The 15,939-nt window shown below is 59.6% G+C and carries 13 protein-coding genes and 1 tRNA gene; 10 read left to right on the top strand and 4 right to left on the bottom strand.

Annotated features, from left to right (window positions below; all coding sequences use genetic code 11):
- Position 1: 1 nt before the first annotated feature.
- From nudE to ACRAUW_RS07090, 3 genes are all read left to right on the top strand, one after another.
- Positions 2-610 (top strand): ADP compounds hydrolase NudE, encoded by a 609-nt coding sequence (gene nudE, locus ACRAUW_RS07100; RefSeq protein ID WP_431361717.1) that lies wholly within the window; start codon positions 2-4, stop codon positions 608-610.
- A gap of 37 nt (positions 611-647) precedes the next feature.
- Positions 648-1,460, top strand: a complete 813-nt coding sequence (gene cysQ, locus ACRAUW_RS07095; RefSeq protein WP_005357849.1) for a 3'(2'),5'-bisphosphate nucleotidase CysQ — start codon at positions 648-650, stop codon at positions 1,458-1,460.
- Between the two features lie 437 nt (positions 1,461-1,897).
- The gene (locus ACRAUW_RS07090; RefSeq protein ID WP_431361716.1) at positions 1,898-3,169 is read left to right on the top strand and encodes an aromatic amino acid transport family protein; all 1,272 of its coding nucleotides are present in this window, start codon (positions 1,898-1,900) and stop codon (positions 3,167-3,169) included.
- A 75-nt stretch (positions 3,170-3,244) separates the two neighbouring features.
- Here ACRAUW_RS07090 and metJ read toward each other — a convergent pair whose 3' ends face one another.
- Positions 3,245-3,568, bottom strand: a complete 324-nt coding sequence (gene metJ, locus ACRAUW_RS07085; RefSeq protein ID WP_005343046.1) for a met regulon transcriptional regulator MetJ — start codon at positions 3,566-3,568, stop codon at positions 3,245-3,247.
- 220 nt (positions 3,569-3,788) lie between these two features.
- Here metJ and metB point away from each other — a divergent pair, with 220 nt between their 5' ends.
- Both metB and ACRAUW_RS07075 read left to right on the top strand, forming a co-directional pair.
- On the top strand, positions 3,789-4,961 hold the full coding sequence (metB, locus tag ACRAUW_RS07080) for a cystathionine gamma-synthase (RefSeq protein ID WP_431361715.1): 1,173 nt from the start codon (positions 3,789-3,791) through the stop codon (positions 4,959-4,961).
- Positions 4,961-7,417, top strand: coding sequence for a bifunctional aspartate kinase/homoserine dehydrogenase II (locus tag ACRAUW_RS07075; RefSeq protein WP_431361714.1), 2,457 nt, complete (start codon positions 4,961-4,963; stop codon positions 7,415-7,417). The genes metB and ACRAUW_RS07075 overlap by 1 nt, the downstream gene beginning before the upstream one ends.
- A gap of 95 nt (positions 7,418-7,512) precedes the next feature.
- Here ACRAUW_RS07075 and ACRAUW_RS07070 read toward each other — a convergent pair whose 3' ends face one another.
- Both ACRAUW_RS07070 and ACRAUW_RS07065 read right to left on the bottom strand, forming a co-directional pair.
- A complete protein-coding gene (locus ACRAUW_RS07070; RefSeq protein ID WP_431361713.1) occupies positions 7,513-8,778 on the bottom strand; it encodes an inorganic phosphate transporter in 1,266 nt (421 codons plus the stop codon).
- Between the two features lie 25 nt (positions 8,779-8,803).
- The gene (locus tag ACRAUW_RS07065) at positions 8,804-9,484 is read right to left on the bottom strand and encodes a TIGR00153 family protein (RefSeq protein ID WP_431361712.1); all 681 of its coding nucleotides are present in this window, start codon (positions 9,482-9,484) and stop codon (positions 8,804-8,806) included.
- Between the two features lie 169 nt (positions 9,485-9,653).
- Here ACRAUW_RS07065 and ACRAUW_RS07060 point away from each other — a divergent pair, with 169 nt between their 5' ends.
- Entirely contained in the window at positions 9,654-10,622 is a 969-nt protein-coding gene (locus tag ACRAUW_RS07060; RefSeq protein ID WP_431361711.1) for an inorganic triphosphatase, read from the top strand.
- A 78-nt stretch (positions 10,623-10,700) separates the two neighbouring features.
- Here the strand turns inward: ACRAUW_RS07060 and dapA are convergent, their stop codons facing one another.
- Positions 10,701-11,573, bottom strand: a complete 873-nt coding sequence (gene dapA / locus ACRAUW_RS07055) for a 4-hydroxy-tetrahydrodipicolinate synthase (protein WP_431361710.1) — start codon at positions 11,571-11,573, stop codon at positions 10,701-10,703.
- Positions 11,574-11,853: 280 nt separating this feature from the next.
- On the opposite strand from dapA, the gene rsmC reads away from it, so the two are divergent.
- From rsmC to ACRAUW_RS07035, 4 genes are all read left to right on the top strand, one after another.
- The gene (gene rsmC / locus ACRAUW_RS07050; RefSeq protein ID WP_431361709.1) at positions 11,854-12,882 is read left to right on the top strand and encodes a 16S rRNA (guanine(1207)-N(2))-methyltransferase RsmC; all 1,029 of its coding nucleotides are present in this window, start codon (positions 11,854-11,856) and stop codon (positions 12,880-12,882) included.
- 151 nt (positions 12,883-13,033) lie between these two features.
- On the top strand, positions 13,034-14,251 hold the full coding sequence (gene glgC, locus ACRAUW_RS07045; RefSeq protein WP_431361708.1) for a glucose-1-phosphate adenylyltransferase: 1,218 nt from the start codon (positions 13,034-13,036) through the stop codon (positions 14,249-14,251).
- The gene (glgA, locus tag ACRAUW_RS07040) at positions 14,241-15,701 is read left to right on the top strand and encodes a glycogen synthase GlgA (protein WP_431361707.1); all 1,461 of its coding nucleotides are present in this window, start codon (positions 14,241-14,243) and stop codon (positions 15,699-15,701) included. The genes glgC and glgA overlap by 11 nt, the downstream gene beginning before the upstream one ends.
- A gap of 128 nt (positions 15,702-15,829) precedes the next feature.
- Positions 15,830-15,915 (top strand) — tRNA-Leu (locus ACRAUW_RS07035).
- The last annotated feature ends 24 nt before the right edge of the window (positions 15,916-15,939 follow it).

The raw sequence follows: 15,939 nt of genomic DNA, 5'->3' as shown, positions 1-15,939 counted from the left end.
GATGAGCGACCCCCACAAGAGCAAACCCGAGCACATCTCAGCCGACCAACTGGATCACCCCAAGAGCAAACCGGAGATCCTCAAAGCCGATATCGTCGCCGAGAGCCGACTGTTCAAGGTGGAATCGCTACACCTCAAATTCTCCAATGGCGAAGAGCGGGTCTACGAGCGGATGCGCGGCGGCAATCGTGGCGCCGTCATGGTGGTGCCGCTGTTCGATGAGCATACCCTGCTGCTGGTGCGCGAATATGCCGCCGGCACCCACTCCTACGAGCTGGGCTTCCCCAAGGGGCTGATCGACCCGGGCGAAGATGCCTTCGAGGCAGGCAACCGGGAACTGATGGAAGAGGCGGGCTTTGGCGCCAACAGCCTGACCCTGCTCAAACAGGTGTCGCTAGCGCCGGGTTACTTCTCCAGCCGGATGGACATCTTGCTGGCCCAGGATCTCTTCCCCGAACAGCGGATCGGCGATGAACCCGAACCGCTGGAGGTGATCCCCTGGCCACTCAACAGGATCGACGAATTGCTGGCGCGACCCGACTTCACCGAGTCGCGCAGCATCAGTGCCCTGCTGCTGGCCCAGAAGTGGCTGGCGGAGCAGGCAGAGTAGCCCGCAGACGGGCAGTTAACAGACAGAGGATAACGAGATGCAGGAGTTGTTGGCCTGGGTGCCGGGGGTCAAGGAGATTGCCCGCGAAGCCGGAAGGATCCTTCACGACATCTATCATGGCGGTCAGTTCGAGCGTCAGCTGAAGGAGGATGCGACCCCGGTCACCAGTGCCGATCTTGCTGCCGATGCCTACCTCAAACAGGCGCTGTCGGCGCTCACCCCCCATGTGCCGGTACTGACCGAAGAGGCGGCCGACATCCCCTTCAGCCAGCGATCCAACTGGCGGCAGTACTGGCTGGTGGATCCTCTCGACGGCACAGGTGAGTTCATCGCGGGTAGCGGCGACTTCGCCACCCTGATCGCCCTGGTGCGGGACAATGTGCCGGTGCTCGGGGTCATCTACGCCCCCGAGTCCAACGTGCTCTACTGGGCGGTGCGCGGCTACGGCGCCTTCAAGGAGGTGAATGGCGAGGTGTTGCCCATCAGCGCCATGCACCACGAGCATGACCAGCCCGACTCGCTGGTGGTGGCCATCAGCCGCCGCCAGAAGCTGGAGAACCTCACCCGCCGCCTCAACCCGGCCATCAACTACGAGCTGATCCCGCTCGGCTCCAGCTCCCTCAAATCCTGTCTGGTGGCGGAAGGCGCGGCCGATTGCTACGTGCGGCTCGGCCCCACCGGCGAGTGGGACACCGCCGCCGCCCAGTGCATCGTCGAGGCAGCCGGTGGCCGCATCCTCAGCCTGGCGTTGCAACCACTCAGCTACAACGAGACCGAGTCACTGGAGAACCCGGACTTTATCGTGATGGGGGATCCGGATCTCGCCTGGGGCAACATTCTGGCCCACTAGACGAGTAGCGATATCATCACACCAGACAAGCAGGCGGCCCGATGGCCGCCTGCTTTTTCAGGGAGGTTGCCCCGGGTGATGGCCGGTGTGATCAGCTGGTCAAGGTGCTCTTGAGCAGCGTGATACGCTGGCAAAGCGGCAAAATGACAGTGAAACATCACAATCGGTCGGCGAGAAATGGTGCTATTTTTCACGTAATTCTGAAAACGTCTGATTAGCCAAAATAAAAAAATGAGAGCAGATCAAATTTTGGTTTTATATTTCACAAAAATTACCAATGTCAGTTTTGTTGAATTATATGACCAAGATTCCATTCCCAATCTCGCTGGCTAAAGCCCGCAATAGCAGTGATATGTTTCAGTCTCGTTTTTTGAGAATTAAATCCCGATAAATCACAATAAACTCAGATTAAAACACTAACAAAAAGTGAATTACCAATGAGTTTATCTGCAGAGGCTACCAAGGAGCTATCCGGTTCCTGCTCAACCACTGCCAGCACCACCCGCTGGCGCCGTCACGACACCCACTGGGTCATCAGCCTGTTTGGCACCGCCGTTGGCGCCGGCATCCTGTTCCTGCCCATCAATCTGGGTCTGGGCGGGATCTGGCCCCTCGTCATCGTCGCGGTGCTGGCAGGCCCCATGACCTTCCTCGCCCACCGCGGACTGGCCCGCTTCGTACTCTCCTCTTCACGCCCCCAAGCCGACTTCACCGAAGTGGCGGAGGAACATTTCGGCAAGATGGCCGGTCGCCTCATCTCGGCGCTCTACTTCCTCTCCATCTTCCCGATCCTGCTCATCTACGGGGTCGGGCTGACCAACACGGTGGAGAGCTTTATGGTCAACCAGCTCGGCATGGCGACCCCGGATCGGGTGATGCTCTCCGGCGTGCTGGTATTTGCCATGATCGCCGTGATGCTGGCGGGTGAGAAAGCGATGCTGCGCGCCTTCGCCTTTATGGTCTATCCGCTGGCGGCCATTCTGGCGGCTCTCTCCTGCTATCTGATCCCCCAGTGGCAGTGGCCTGAAGTGACCGCGTTTGAAGGCGTCAGCTTCTTAAACACCGTCTGGCTGGCGCTGCCGGTCACCGTGTTCGCCTTCAGCCACGCTGCCGCCATCTCCGGCTTTGCCAACGTGCAGCGCCGTGAGTATGGCGAGCAGGCAGAAGCCAAGAGCAGCCTGATCCTGCGCAACACCAGTGTGATGCTGGTGGCCTTCGTGCTGTTCTTCGTCTTCTCCTGCGTGCTGAGCCTCTCGCCAGCCCAGCTGGCTGAAGCCAAGGCCCAGAACGTCTCTGTGCTCTCCTATCTCGCCAACATCACCGACAACCCGGTGATCGTGACTCTGGGGCCGCTCATCGCCTTTATCGCCATCAGCTCCTCCTTCCTCGGCCACTTCCTCGGTGCCCGCGAAAGCCTGAAAAGCCTGATCGCCAAGCCCACCGGCCTGCCGCTGGCCAAGGCGGACAAGCTGGGCATCGCCCTGATGTTCTTCGCCATCTGGGGCGCCGCCGTCATCAACCCGGGCATTCTGGGGCTGATGGAGACCCTCTCCGGCCCGGTTATCGCCATGATCCTCTTCATCATGCCGGTGATTGCTATCTACAAGGTGGAGGCGCTGGCCCGCTTCCGTCACGGCTGGACCAACGGTTTTATCCTGCTGACCGGTTCGCTGGCCGTCTCGGCGCTGATCTTCAGCCTGCTGAAATAACAACGGCCCCGCGAACGGGGCCGTTGAAACGACAAGAGGCGACCCCGGGGTCGCCTCTTGTGCATGACAAATCGCTTACTCTTTGTCGAAATCTTCGATCTCTTTGCCCAGCGCTTCCATGATGGCGCGCGCTTCGGCAGGGACACTGTCCGGATGATCCTTGCGCAAGTCTTCGTCGCAAGGGAGCGGCTGGCCGGTGAACGCGTGCAGGAAGGCTTCACAGAGCAACTCGCTGTTGGTCGCATGACGCAGGTTGTTCACCTGACGGCGGGTGCGCTCATCGGTCAACACTTTCAACACCTTGAGCGGGATCGAGACGGTAATTTTCTTGACCTGTTCGCTTTTTTTACCGTGTTCCGCGTAGGGGCTGACGTAGTCGCCGTTCCACTCTGTTCCCATGACTCACCTGTTCTCATTTAGCCGTGAGCGCGGATTTTACCCCTTAAGGAAATTAATGGCAATCCAACAGCAAAGCCATTTAGACGTCTGGAAGTGTTGACGGCCTTTTTAAGCTGGCGTAGTGTGGTTCATCATGATGCCAGCATTGGCACGATTGCGTGTGGCAAAAGCAGCGTGGCAGGAAGAGCGGCCACCGTCCAGAGAGATCAAGGAGAGTGATATGACCCACAAGGCCACCCTGGCGGTTCGCACCGGGATTGAGACAGACCAGCAACACGGCGCCGTGGTGCCTCCCATCTACCTCTCCAGCAACTACACCTTTGCCGACTTTGGCGAGCCCCGTCAATACGATTATGCCCGCTCCGGCAATCCGACCCGTACCAATCTGGCGGACGCGCTGGCGGCGCTAGAAGGAGGCGCAGGCGCCGTGGTCACCGGCACCGGCATGGGGGCAGTCCATCTGGTCACCACCGCCCTGCTCAAGGCGGGAGATCTGCTGATCGCCCCCCACGACTGCTACGGTGGCACCTGGCGCCTGTTCGAGTATCTGGCGGCCAAGGGCCACTACCGGGTGCAATTTGTCGACCAGGGGGACGAGGCCGCACTGGCCGCCACGCTGGCCCAGAAGCCTGCGCTGGTATGGGTCGAGACCCCCTCCAACCCGCTGCTGCGGGTGGTGGATATCAGCGCCATCGCCAGCGCCGCTCATGAGGTGGGTGCTAAGGTGGTGGTGGACAATACTTTCCTCTCCCCCCTGCTGCAACAACCCCTGGCCCTCGGTGCCGATCTGGTGGTGCACTCCACCACCAAGTACATCAACGGTCACTCCGACGTGGTGGGCGGAGTGGCGATTGCCAAGGAGGCAGCGCTGGCCGAGTCGCTGGTGTGGTGGGCCAACTGTCTGGGGCTCACCTCCGGGGCGTTCGACTCCTACCTCACCCTGCGCGGTCTGCGCACTCTGGCCCCCAGATTACGCACCCATCAGGAGAATACCGACCTCATCCTAGCCTTCCTGCAACAGCAGCCACTGGTGAAACGCATCTATCACCCCAGCCTGCCGAGCCATCCGGGCCATGATATTGCGCGCCGTCAACAGTCCGGCTTCGGCGCCATGCTAAGTTTTGAACTCGATTGCAGCGAGACAGGCATTCGCGCCTTCCTCGCGGCCCTCACCCTCTTCTCGGTGGCCGAGTCCCTCGGCGGGGTGGAGAGTCTGGTGGCCCATCCGGCCAGCATGACCCACAGGGCCATGACCTCGGCGGCGCAGCAGGCAGCAGGCATCAGCAGCCAGCTGCTGCGGTTGTCGGTCGGTATTGAACATGGTGAAGACCTGGTGGCCGATCTGGCTCAGGCTTTTGAACAGGCGCATCAGGCAGAACAGGTAGCGAAGTAATGGAACAGCAGCAACAAGGAGAGATCGCGGTGGCAGCAGAAGCAGGATTGAAGCGACGTCACGTCCACAAATTCGGTGGCAGCAGTCTGGCGGACCCGGTCTGTTATCGCCGGGTCGCCAGTATCGTTGAACAACAGGTGGGCGGGGATGAACTGATCGTGGTCTCCGCCGCCGGCAAGACCACCAACCGGCTGATCCAGCTGGTGGAGCTGGCCGAAGCGGGGGACGAAGCCGCCGGTGAAGCCATCTCGGCCCTGCAGGCCTATCAGCAGAGCCTGATCGACGGCCTGCTGGAGGGTGAACTGCAGCTCGACCTGAGCAAGCAGCTGGCCGACGACATGCAACTGATCGCCAAAACGCTTGAAGGGCAGTTTGACCGCTTCGCCCGCAACGGCCTGCTCGCCTTTGGCGAGGTGTGGTCGGCGCGCCTGCTGGCTGCCCTGCTCACCAGCCGCGGCGACAAGGCCATCTGGCTCGATGCCCGCAGTTTCCTGCGCGCCGAGGATGGCGCTCTGGTCAAAGTAGATACTGCGCTCTCCAGCGAGCTGCTCAAGGCGCGACTGGCGGAGCATGCAGGGCGCATCGTGGTGACCGGCTTTATCGCTGCCGACATGGAGGGGCGATCCCTGCTGCTCGGTCGCAACGGCTCCGACTACAGCGCCAGCCTGTTGGCGCTGCTGGCTGACGGCGAATCCACCACCATCTGGAGCGACGTGGCCGGGGTCTACAGCGCCGACCCGCGTCGGGTGAAAGAAGCGCGTCTGCTGGAGCGCCTGAGCCTCGCGGAAGCCAACGAGCTGGCCCGTCTTGGCTCCTCGGTATTGCACTCGCGCACTCTGCAACCTGTGGCTGACAGCCGCCAGCGCCTCACTTTGCGCTGCAGCTACAACCCGGACGAGGGCTGTACCCACATCCTGCGCCGCGCCCCCCGCTCCGGCGGTGCCCGCATCGTCTCCTCGGTGGATCAGATCGCGCTCATCGAGCTGAAGGTGCTGCCGCAGACCAACTACGAGCAGACTGTCGCCACCATCGAGGCCTATCTGGCCCGTCACCGTCTCAATCCGCTCACCCTGCAACGTCAGCCGGATCGCCGGATCCTGCGTCTCGCCTACACCCTCGAAGTAGCGCAAGGGGCTTTCGAGCTGTTGCGCGACTTCCAGCTGCAGGGCAGCTTCACCGGCCTCATCCAGAAAGAGGGGTACAGTCTGGTGGCACTGGTGGGGGCCGGTGTCACCGACAACGCCGAGCAGTGCCACCGCTTCTACCAACTGCTGGCGGATCAGCCGCTGGAGTTCGTCCAGGTGGCCAAAGATGGCCTGAGTCTGGTGGCCGTGCTGCGTCAGGTGGTGCTGGAACCCCTGCTCATCACCATGCACAGCGCCCTGTTCAGCCGCCCGACCCGGGTTGGTCTGGTGGTATTCGGCAAGGGCAATATCGGCGGCCACTGGTTGAGCCTCTATACCCGCGAAAAGGCACGGCTGGAACATGAACTCAATCTGGCGCTCACCCTCTACGGGGTGTTCAGCTCGGAAGGGGGAGCGCTCGATGAAGAGGGGCTGGATCCGCTCAAGGTACAGGACAACTTCAACACCAATCCGCTGATCTGGCCCGAACTGCTGGCCCAACTGGAGCAACACAGCTTCGACACCCTGATCGCCATCGATTTGACCGCCAGCGAGACGGTGAGCCGCTACTACCCCGACTTCGCCCAGCTAGGCATTCACATCATCGCCGCCAACAAATTTGCCGGCGCAGCCGACAGCGAGTTCTACCAGCGCATCAAACAGACCTGCCGCGACCATCAGGTGCAGTGGCGCTACAACGCCACCGTGGGCGCCGGGCTGCCGATCCAGTCCAGCATCCAGATGCTGCGCCAGAGCGGCGACCACATTCAGGGGGTCTCCGGCATCTTCTCCGGCACCCTCTCCTGGCTGTTCCAGCAGTATGACGGCACCCGCCCCTTCTCCGAGCTGGTGGACGAGGCGTGGCAGCACGGCCTGACCGAACCGGATCCCCGCGAGGATCTATCCGGTCAGGATGTACGTCGCAAGCTGCTGATTCTGGCGCGGGAGGCGGGCTTCGAGCTCGACTCCGCCGACATCGAACTGGAAAACCTGGTGCCCGTCCCGCTGCGCAAGGTAACCCCGGAGCAGTTCATGAACAGGCTGAAAGAGCTGGATGACCCTATCCAGAACGCCTTCGAAGGCGCCAAACGGCTCGGAAAGGTGCTGCGTTACGTGGCCCGCTTCGAGCACGATGGCAAGGCACGAGTTGGACTGGAGACGCTGGAGCCCCATCACCCGTTTGCTAACCTCTTGCCGTGCGACAACATCTTCGCCATCGAGAGCGACAGCTACCGCACCAACCCGCTGGTCATTCAGGGGCCGGGGGCGGGTCGGGAAGTGACCGCCGCCGCCATCCAGTACGATCTGTGGCAGATCTGCGCCAGCCTCTAAGGCAGACAATGCAAAGAGAGCAGCACCTCACTCCCGCGCACAATAAAAAAAGCCCGAGTCAATGACTCGGGCTTTTTTGCTGAGTAAAGCTTCGATCAGGAGAAGCAGATCTGCAGCACGTAGAAGATGGCGATAGACAGGATGGCACCTGCCGGCAGGGTGATGATCCAGGAGACCACGATGTTGCGCAGTACACCAAGGTTAAGCGCCGCAATGCCGCGCGCCAGACCCACCCCCATGACCGCACCAACCAGGGTCTGGGTGGTGGAGATGGGCAAACCGGTACCGGATGCAATCACCACTGTGGCGGCAGTCGCCAGCTGGGCGGCGAAGCCACGGCTCGGGGTCAGGTGAGTGATGCCGGTACCGACCGTTGCCATCACCTTCTCGCCCATGGTCGCCAGACCGATCACGATACCGATACCGCCGAGGGGCAGGATCCACCAGGCGATAGCGGCCTGGCTGGCGATCTCGCCACCGGCAGCCACGATAGAGGCCACCGCAGAGAGCGGACCGATGGCGTTGGCAACATCGTTGGAACCGTGGGCAAAGGCCATGGCACAGGCGGTGATCACCATCAGGATACCGAATACCTTCTCCACATTGGCGAAGTGCATCTTGCTGTCATCCTGCGGGTTGTACTGCTGACCACGAATGTAGATCCAGCCGGCAAACGCTACGGCGATGGAGATAGCGACAGAGAGCAGAACGCCCTCGCCATCGGTCAGGTGCAGACCAACGTGGGTCAGCCCCTTCTTGATGGTCACCAGACAGATGACCAGCGAGGTCAGGAACATGTAGAAAGGGACGTAGTGCTTGGCGTTGTTCAGCGGATCATCGGTGTTGAAGATAAGCTTCTGCACACTGATGAACATGAAGTAGGCGATGACACCTGAGATGGCCGGGGTGATGACCCAGGAGCCGACGATACCGCCGAACTTGCTCCACTGCACCGCTTCCGGACCAATGCTCACCACCGCAAAACCGACGATTGCGCCGATGATAGAGTGAGTGGTCGAAACCGGCCAACCGAAGTAGGAAGCCAAGATCAACCAGGCGCCCGCCGCCAGCAGGGAGGCGATCATGCCGAGTACCAGCAGATCCGGGCTATCGACAAACGCATTGCTGTCGATGATGCCGTTACGGATGGTGGCCGTCACTTCGCCACCGGCCAGATAGGCACCGGCAAATTCGAAGATCATGGCAATGATGATCGCCTGACGAATGGTCAGGGATTTGGTACCAACCGATGTCCCCATGGCATTGGCCACGTCATTCGCGCCAATGCCCCAGGCCATCAAAAAGCCGAACAAGGCCGCCACGAGCACCAGCGTGGAGCCGTAATTCGCGATAATGTCCATTAATAGTGTTTACCCAGTCAGTCGATTACGAACGAGCCAGCATCAGTTCCAGACGGGCGCCTACACGCTCAGCCTGATCTGCCAGGTCACCTACCCATTCGAGGATCTTGTAGAGGAACATCACATCGATCGGATTGTAATTCTGCTCAACCGCTTGCAGCTGTTGGCGCAATCCGATCTGCATGGTGTCTGTGTCATCCTCGATCAGATCCAGTTGGTGGATCATCTCGGCAACCATTTCCACTTCCCGTCCTTTGAAGCCGGTCTCGAGCAGCTCGTCGAGCTCCCCGATCGCTTTCTCGGCCTGAGCGGTCGCATCAATACAACGTTTGAGGTAAGCCATGAAGCCCTCCCGCATTTCGGCGGGAAACTCCATGCGACGGCCAAGCATGCGGCCGGAGATATCCTTGGCACGGTTGGCAATCTTGTCTTGCTGAGTCAACAGCTCCAGCAGGTCGGTGCGTGCAACCGGCAGAAACAGGCCGCGAGGCAACTTCAGCCGGATTTCACGCTTGAGGATATCCGCTTCTTTTTCCAGCTGGGCGATCTGCTGCCGGATCTTCTCGGCATCTTCCCAACGGTCTTCGGCAACGGCGTCAAAGAAGGGAACCAACTGCTGGGAGCACTGGTGAACCTTCACGATATGCTTCTGCAGCGGCTTGATGGGGGACTTGGCAAAAAGCCCCAAAATAGTATTTACTGGCATGGTCAAACCTGTGTCGGTGAAAAAACACTCGATACGATTTTATGAGGCGCGCAGAATAACCGAACTGCGCCCTTAATTAAACCGCGAATTAATCTAGTCGTCTCGCGGGCATTATATCCCCGCGACCCGAATCCTGCCCCCCAAAGTTGCCTGCCAGCCCGGAATGACTATGCAAACTGAGATCGAGATAAAGTTTTTTGTCGCCCGCGACATTGCGGCAGATTTATCCAACCTGTTGAATTCTTTTGAGATTAAAAAATCATCACAACAGCAGCTCGGCAACGTCTATTTCGATACGCCGACCCTTGCCCTGCGTCGTCTGGATATGGGACTACGCATTCGCCGCTGCGATGCCTACGCCGAACAGACCATCAAATGCCGCGGCCAGGTGGTGGGCGGCCTGCACGCCAGACCTGAGTACAACGCCCCCGTCAGCGGTGATCTGCCGACACTCTCGTCGTTTCCCGATGAGGTCTGGCCGACCCTGCTCGAGCGTGACCACATTCAGCAGCAGTTGGTCGCGCAATTCAGTACCGACTTCCAGCGCCGTCACTGGCTCATCGCCCTCGAGGGAGCCGAGATAGAGCTGGCCTGGGATCAGGGGGAGATCATCGGCAGTCAGGGGCGCACGGCGATCAATGAGCTGGAACTGGAGCTCAAATCGGGCGATACCGCGGCGCTGTTTGCAATGGCCCAACGCCTCGCCAAGCTTGGTGGACTGCGTCTCGGCGCCCAATCCAAGGCCCAGCGCGGCTATCGACTAGCTGGTCTTGGCAAACCGCTGGCCCTGCAGGCGCTGGTCGAGCATGAAGGTATGGATGGTATAACGGGGGTAAGCGAAGGGCTGCGTCACTGGCAACATCACGAGCAGCTTTGGCTGGAACATCTGCAGGATGAAGACGTTCAACAGCAGGCGTTCGATGCCTTGTGTCAAGGGGTCGATCTGGTCGCCCGCAGTGCGGCCGCGCTGCCACAACCAGCGCTCTGGCTACTCACCCTGATCAACCTGCAAGCCCATCTGCAAGCCCAGTCGGACGAGCATGACGAGTGGCCTGCCGAGCTGGCCGATCTCTTCCTCTATCCGGCGTATGTCGAGTTGCAGCTGGCCATCGCCGCCTGGCTGCATCACACCGCCTGAGCGGGGCTATGTCGGAACCAAAGGTCGGAAATAAAGACCGGAAACAAAACGGGTGAGCCTTGACTCACCCGTTTTGCATTACAGCAGGTTGAGCTGCTGCATGGCGCTGCGAATGCGCTCTCGGGTCGCTTCCGACAGCGGCATCACCGGCAGGCGACACTCTTCGCTACAGAAACCGAGCAGGGATACAGCATACTTGGCACCGGCCGGGCTCGGCTCGGCAAACATCGCCTGATGGAGCGGAATGAGCTTGTCTTGCAGCTCACGCGCTTCTTGCCACTTGCCCGCCAGCGTGAGGTTCTGCACCTCGGCCACCAGCTTGGGCGCCACGTTGGCGGTTACCGAGATACAGCCCTGACCACCACCGATGTTGTAGGCCACGGCAGTAGCATCTTCACCGGAGAGCCAGGCGAAGGGCTTTTTGATCAGCTGGCGCTCGGTCCAGGGGCGGGCCAGATCGCCCGTGGCGTCTTTCACCCCGGCAATGCGCGGCAGCTCGGCCAGACGGGCCAGGGTCGCCGGTTGCACGTCAACAATGGCGCGCGGCGGAATGTTGTAGACGATGATCGGCTTGGCGGTGGCGTCGTGGACAGCCTTGAAGTGGTGGTAGAGCCCCTCCTGATTGGGGCGGTTGTAGTAACCGGCTACATGCAGGGTGGCATCTGCACCGACCCGCTCTGCATGGAGGGTGTATTCGATGGCTTCGACCGGATTGTTGGAACCCGCCCCGGCGATCACCGGAATGCGGCCTGCGACCTGATTGACCACCAGCTCCACCACCCGGCAGTGCTCGTCGTGGGTCAGGGTCGGGCTCTCACCCGTGGTACCAACCGGCACAATGCCGTGAGTACCCTGTTCAATATGCCACTCCACCAGACGCAACAGCGCCTCTTCATCCAGCTTTCCCTGTCGAAACGGGGTGATCAACGCAACGATTGAACCTTGAAACATGGGATCTCCTTCTCCTAAATGACGCGCATATGGCAATAAAAAACCCCGGTACGATGTGCGCAACCGGGGTTTGAAGATTCTCAGGGATGAGAGGTTACGCGCAAACGTCAGCAGGCCCGAATTTCAGGCTTTTTTTATGCTTTCGTTTCAACCCGTTGAACCGCATTGACTCATCTCTGCTCAAAAAATGGTGTCTGGGCATATTTCGGGAACACGGCATAAATGTCAAGGCAAAAGGGGCTATGTATAATGGCCGCCCCAAATTGCGTGGAGAGACCCGATGAGCTGCCCTATCACTGCCGTCAGCCAGATGCTGGAACGAAACCAAGCCCTCTTTGTCGGCAAACGGCTACTTGTCTGCGGCGCGCTGGAGGATGACTACCCCCGCCAGCTGGCGACCCTGGCCCAGACCCTGACCGTCTTTACCACCGATTACTGCTACTACCGCAGCCAGCAGGCCGCCCTCGGCGAGGCCATCCTGTTCGACCATCAGCTCGGTGGCGGCCCCCGCTTCGATGCCCTGCTGCTGCTGATGCCCAAGGCCAAGGCCGAGGCACAATATCTGCTGGCCATGATGACTCCCTTGCTGGAAACGGGGGCCGACCTGTTCCTCGCAGGTGAAAACCGTGGCGGTATCAATGGCGCAGACAAGCTGCTTGCCCCCTATGGCGAAAAGCCGATCAAGCGCGATTCGGCGCGCCGCTGCTCTCTCTATCACGGTGAGCTGAGCAAGCCGGTTGAACTTTTCAATCTGGATAGCTGGTTTGGCCGCTATCAGTGCAAGGCCGGTGATACCGAGCTGACCGTGCTGGCGCTGCCCGGCGTCTTCAGCGCCGCCGAGCTGGACCTCGGCACCCAGATTCTGCTGGCCGCCGTGCCGCCGATGAAGGGCGAGCTGCTCGATTTCGGCTGTGGCGCCGGGGTAATTGGCTCCGTGCTGGCCAAGCGCAATCCCGAGCTCAAGGTCACCATGGTGGATATCAATGCGCTGGCGCTGGAGTCGAGCCGCCGCACCCTGGCGATCAATGGTCTGCAGGGCAAGGTCACCGCTTCCGATGTCTATTCGGATGTCGCCACCCGTTTCCAACATATCGTCTCCAACCCGCCATTCCATGCGGGTCTCAAAACCTTTTATGCGGCGACCGAGCAGTTCCTGGCCAGAGCGCCGGAATTTTTACTGCCAAATGGTTCGCTGACCATTGTGGCCAACGCCTTCTTGCGCTACCAGCCTATACTGGAGACACACTTCAAACGGACTGAAGTGATCAGCAGTGACGTCAAGTTCAAGGTCTATCTGAGCAAAGTGTAATTAAGTGTTTGCAGTACAAGAAAATCGCTAGAGAGCCCCATACGGGATCTGGTAAGGTACTAAGAGCACGATACAAACCACCCCTTTAGGGGTGTTTTTATACTGAGCCTTGAAAACCTTTTCATATTGTTCATTCAGGGAGAGAAATACGATGGCTGGCATTCTGACCATGATCCTGGCTGGTGGCGAAGGTACTCGTCTGCAGCCTCTAACCACCACCCGCAGCAAGCCAGCCGTCCCCTTCGGTGGCAGCTATCGACTGATTGACTTTGTCCTCAACAACTTCGTTAACGCAGATTTTCTGCGCATCTACGTCCTGACCCAGTTCAAATCCCAGTCCCTCTATCTGCACATGAAAAAGGGCTGGAATATCGTCGGCATCACCGACCGCTTTATCGATCCCATCCCGGCCCAGATGCGGATGGGCAAACGCTGGTATGACGGCACCGCCGATGCCATCTACCAGAATCTCGGCTTTATCGAGCGAGCCGAACCGGATCACGTCTGCATCTTCGGCTCCGACCACATCTACAAGATGGATGTGAGTCAGATGGTGGCCTTCCACAAGCAGAAGAGTGCCGTCATGACGGTCGCCGCCCTGCGCATGCCCATCGAAGAGGCGAGCGCTTTCGGGGTGATCGAGGTGGATAGCGAAGGACGGATGATCGGTTTTCAGGAAAAGCCGAAACAGCCCAAGCATATCCCCGGCGATCCGACCCAGGCGCTGGTCTCCATGGGCAACTACATCTTCGAGACCGATGCCCTCTGCCGCGAGTTGAAGCGGGATGCCGCCGAGGAGAACTCCAGCCACGACTTTGGCAAGGATGTGATCCCGAGCCTCTACCCGCGCGCCCCCGTCTATGTCTACGACTACAGCACCAACGTCATCCCCGGCGAGAAACCACACGTCTACTGGCGGGATGTGGGCACCCTCGACTCTTATTGGCAAGCGCACATGGACCTGGTGGCCGACAATCCCCCCTTCTCCCTCTATAACCGCAAGTGGCCACTGCACACCCACTATCCGGCGCTGCCACCGGCCACCTTCATCGACAGTGATGAGAGCAAGGTGAAGATCGCCAACTCCCTGATCTCTGCCGGTTGTTTCATTAAGGGCAGCCAGATCCAGCGCTCTATCCTCGGTTTTCGCTGCAATATCGGCGCCTGCAGCCACATCAGCGAGTCCGTCCTGCTGGGGGATGTAAAGATTGGCGAAGGGTGCTCCATCCGGCGCGCCATCATTGATAAAAACGTTGAAATTGCACCCGGCACCGTTATCGGTGAAAATCTGGACCACGATAAAGAGCGATTCACCGTGTCCGAAGGCGGTATCGTGGTGGTACCTAAGGGAGCAAGAGTTGGCTATTAACCCACTGAAAATCCTGTTTGTTGCCTCGGAAGTTGAGGGGCTGGTCAAAACCGGGGGCCTGGCTGATGTCGCCAGAGCCCTGCCGATGTACCTGGCCCAGAAGGGACATGATGTCAGGATCATGATCCCCTTTTACAAGACGATAAAGCGACGGGATGAGGCCAGACTGGTAGCGTCACGCTGGTTGCCAACCCATCCGGGGCTGCCGGATATCGGTTATCGCATCTACCAGATGGAGCTGGACGGCGTCTGCGTCTATCTGCTCGATTGCCCGCAATATTTTGATCGTCCCCAGCTCTACGCCGAAAACAATCAGGCCTATCCGGATAATGGTGAGCGCTTTGCCTTCTTCTCGGCCGCCGCTCTTCATGCCTGTGAGCAGCTCGGCTTTGCCCCGGATATCGCCCACTGCAATGACTGGCACACAGGCCTGCTGCCGCTGCTGCTGAAAACCCGCCACGCCCACAACCCCTTCTTCCAGCAAACCCGCAGCGTGATCAGCATTCACAACGCGGCGTTTCAGGGGGTGTTTGGCCGCGAGCAGTTCTGGGCCATGCCCGAGATCGCCGACTATGAACGCCGCATCAACTACGACTATGGCCACATCAATCTGCTCAAATGCGGGGTGCTCTACGCCGACAAGATCAATGCGGTCAGCCCCAACTATGCCCAGGAGCTGCTGACTCACCTCGGCGCCCACGGCATGGCGCATATCTTCCAGCAACGGGCGGCCGATCTCTGCGGCATCCTCAACGGCTGCGACTATAAGGATTGGGATCCGGAGTTCGATGAATTCCTGCCTGCGACCTACAGCATCAACAACATGGCTGGCAAACAGATCTGCAAACAGAGCCTGCAGCAAGAGGTTGGTCTGCCGGTCGCTGACCTGCCTATCTATGGCATGGTATGCCGCCTGACGGAGCAGAAAGGTGTTCCCCTACTGCTCCCCACGCTGGAGAAATTCCTCCACCATCAGGTACAAGTGGTGATCGTTGGCTCTGGCGATCCTGCGCTCGCCACGCAACTGCAAACCATGGCCCGGGATTATCCGGGCAAGCTCGCCTTCATTAATGCCTATGATGATCGACTGGCTCATCTGGTCGAGGCCGGTGCCGACTTCTTCCTGATGCCCTCGCTGTTCGAGCCCTGTGGTCTCAACCAGATGTACAGCCTCGCCTATGGCACCCTGCCACTGGTGCGAGCCGTGGGTGGTCTGAAAGATACCGTGGTGGATTGGGATGCGGATCCCGAACATGCCACCGGCTTCTGCTTCAACGATCCGACAGCCACCATCCTGCTCGATACCATGCGCCGCAGCCTGCTCTATTTCCTGCAGGACAAAGAGCGTTTTGACAAGGTACAGCGCAATGCCATGAACACCCGCTTCAACTGGCCTGACTCGGTCACCCAGTATGAACTGATGTATCAGAGCGCATTGGACCGTTACTGAACGCCAAACATCAGCTCATTGCTGAAGTTTTGTCCCCTTGGTGCCACTTTGGGCGTCAACAGCGAAAAAAGTCCCCTCTGGCTGTTGACGCTCCCCCAAAACTCTATAGAATCCCCCTCCGCAGTGATGCGAAGGTGGCGGAATTGGTAGACGCGCTAGCTTCAGGTGTTAGTGTCCCACGGATGTGAGGGTTCGAGTCCCTCTCTTCGCACCATGCTTTATCCAGACAGCATGTAAA

The organism is Aeromonas sp., assembly GCF_050633025.1.
In the GTDB taxonomy this organism is placed as follows: Bacteria; Pseudomonadota; Gammaproteobacteria; order Enterobacterales; family Aeromonadaceae; genus Aeromonas.
The sequence above is the reverse complement of the archived record's forward strand: the minus strand, read 5'-3'. Positions and strand labels throughout refer to the sequence as shown.

Coding starts and splice junctions, on each gene's coding strand:
- glgC (WP_431361708.1), top strand. CDS start 13,034: ATGGCTGGCATTCTGACCATGATCCTGGCTGGTGGCGAAGGTACTCGT.
- cysQ (WP_005357849.1), top strand. CDS start 648: ATGCAGGAGTTGTTGGCCTGGGTGCCGGGGGTCAAGGAGATTGCCCGC.
- ACRAUW_RS07060 (WP_431361711.1), top strand. CDS start 9,654: ATGCAAACTGAGATCGAGATAAAGTTTTTTGTCGCCCGCGACATTGCG.
- ACRAUW_RS07065 (WP_431361712.1), bottom strand. CDS start 9,484: ATGCCAGTAAATACTATTTTGGGGCTTTTTGCCAAGTCCCCCATCAAG.
- metB (WP_431361715.1), top strand. CDS start 3,789: ATGACCCACAAGGCCACCCTGGCGGTTCGCACCGGGATTGAGACAGAC.
- ACRAUW_RS07070 (WP_431361713.1), bottom strand. CDS start 8,778: ATGGACATTATCGCGAATTACGGCTCCACGCTGGTGCTCGTGGCGGCC.
- nudE (WP_431361717.1), top strand. CDS start 2: ATGAGCGACCCCCACAAGAGCAAACCCGAGCACATCTCAGCCGACCAA.
- dapA (WP_431361710.1), bottom strand. CDS start 11,573: ATGTTTCAAGGTTCAATCGTTGCGTTGATCACCCCGTTTCGACAGGGA.
- rsmC (WP_431361709.1), top strand. CDS start 11,854: ATGAGCTGCCCTATCACTGCCGTCAGCCAGATGCTGGAACGAAACCAA.
- ACRAUW_RS07090 (WP_431361716.1), top strand. CDS start 1,898: ATGAGTTTATCTGCAGAGGCTACCAAGGAGCTATCCGGTTCCTGCTCA.
- metJ (WP_005343046.1), bottom strand. CDS start 3,568: ATGGGAACAGAGTGGAACGGCGACTACGTCAGCCCCTACGCGGAACAC.
- ACRAUW_RS07075 (WP_431361714.1), top strand. CDS start 4,961: ATGGAACAGCAGCAACAAGGAGAGATCGCGGTGGCAGCAGAAGCAGGA.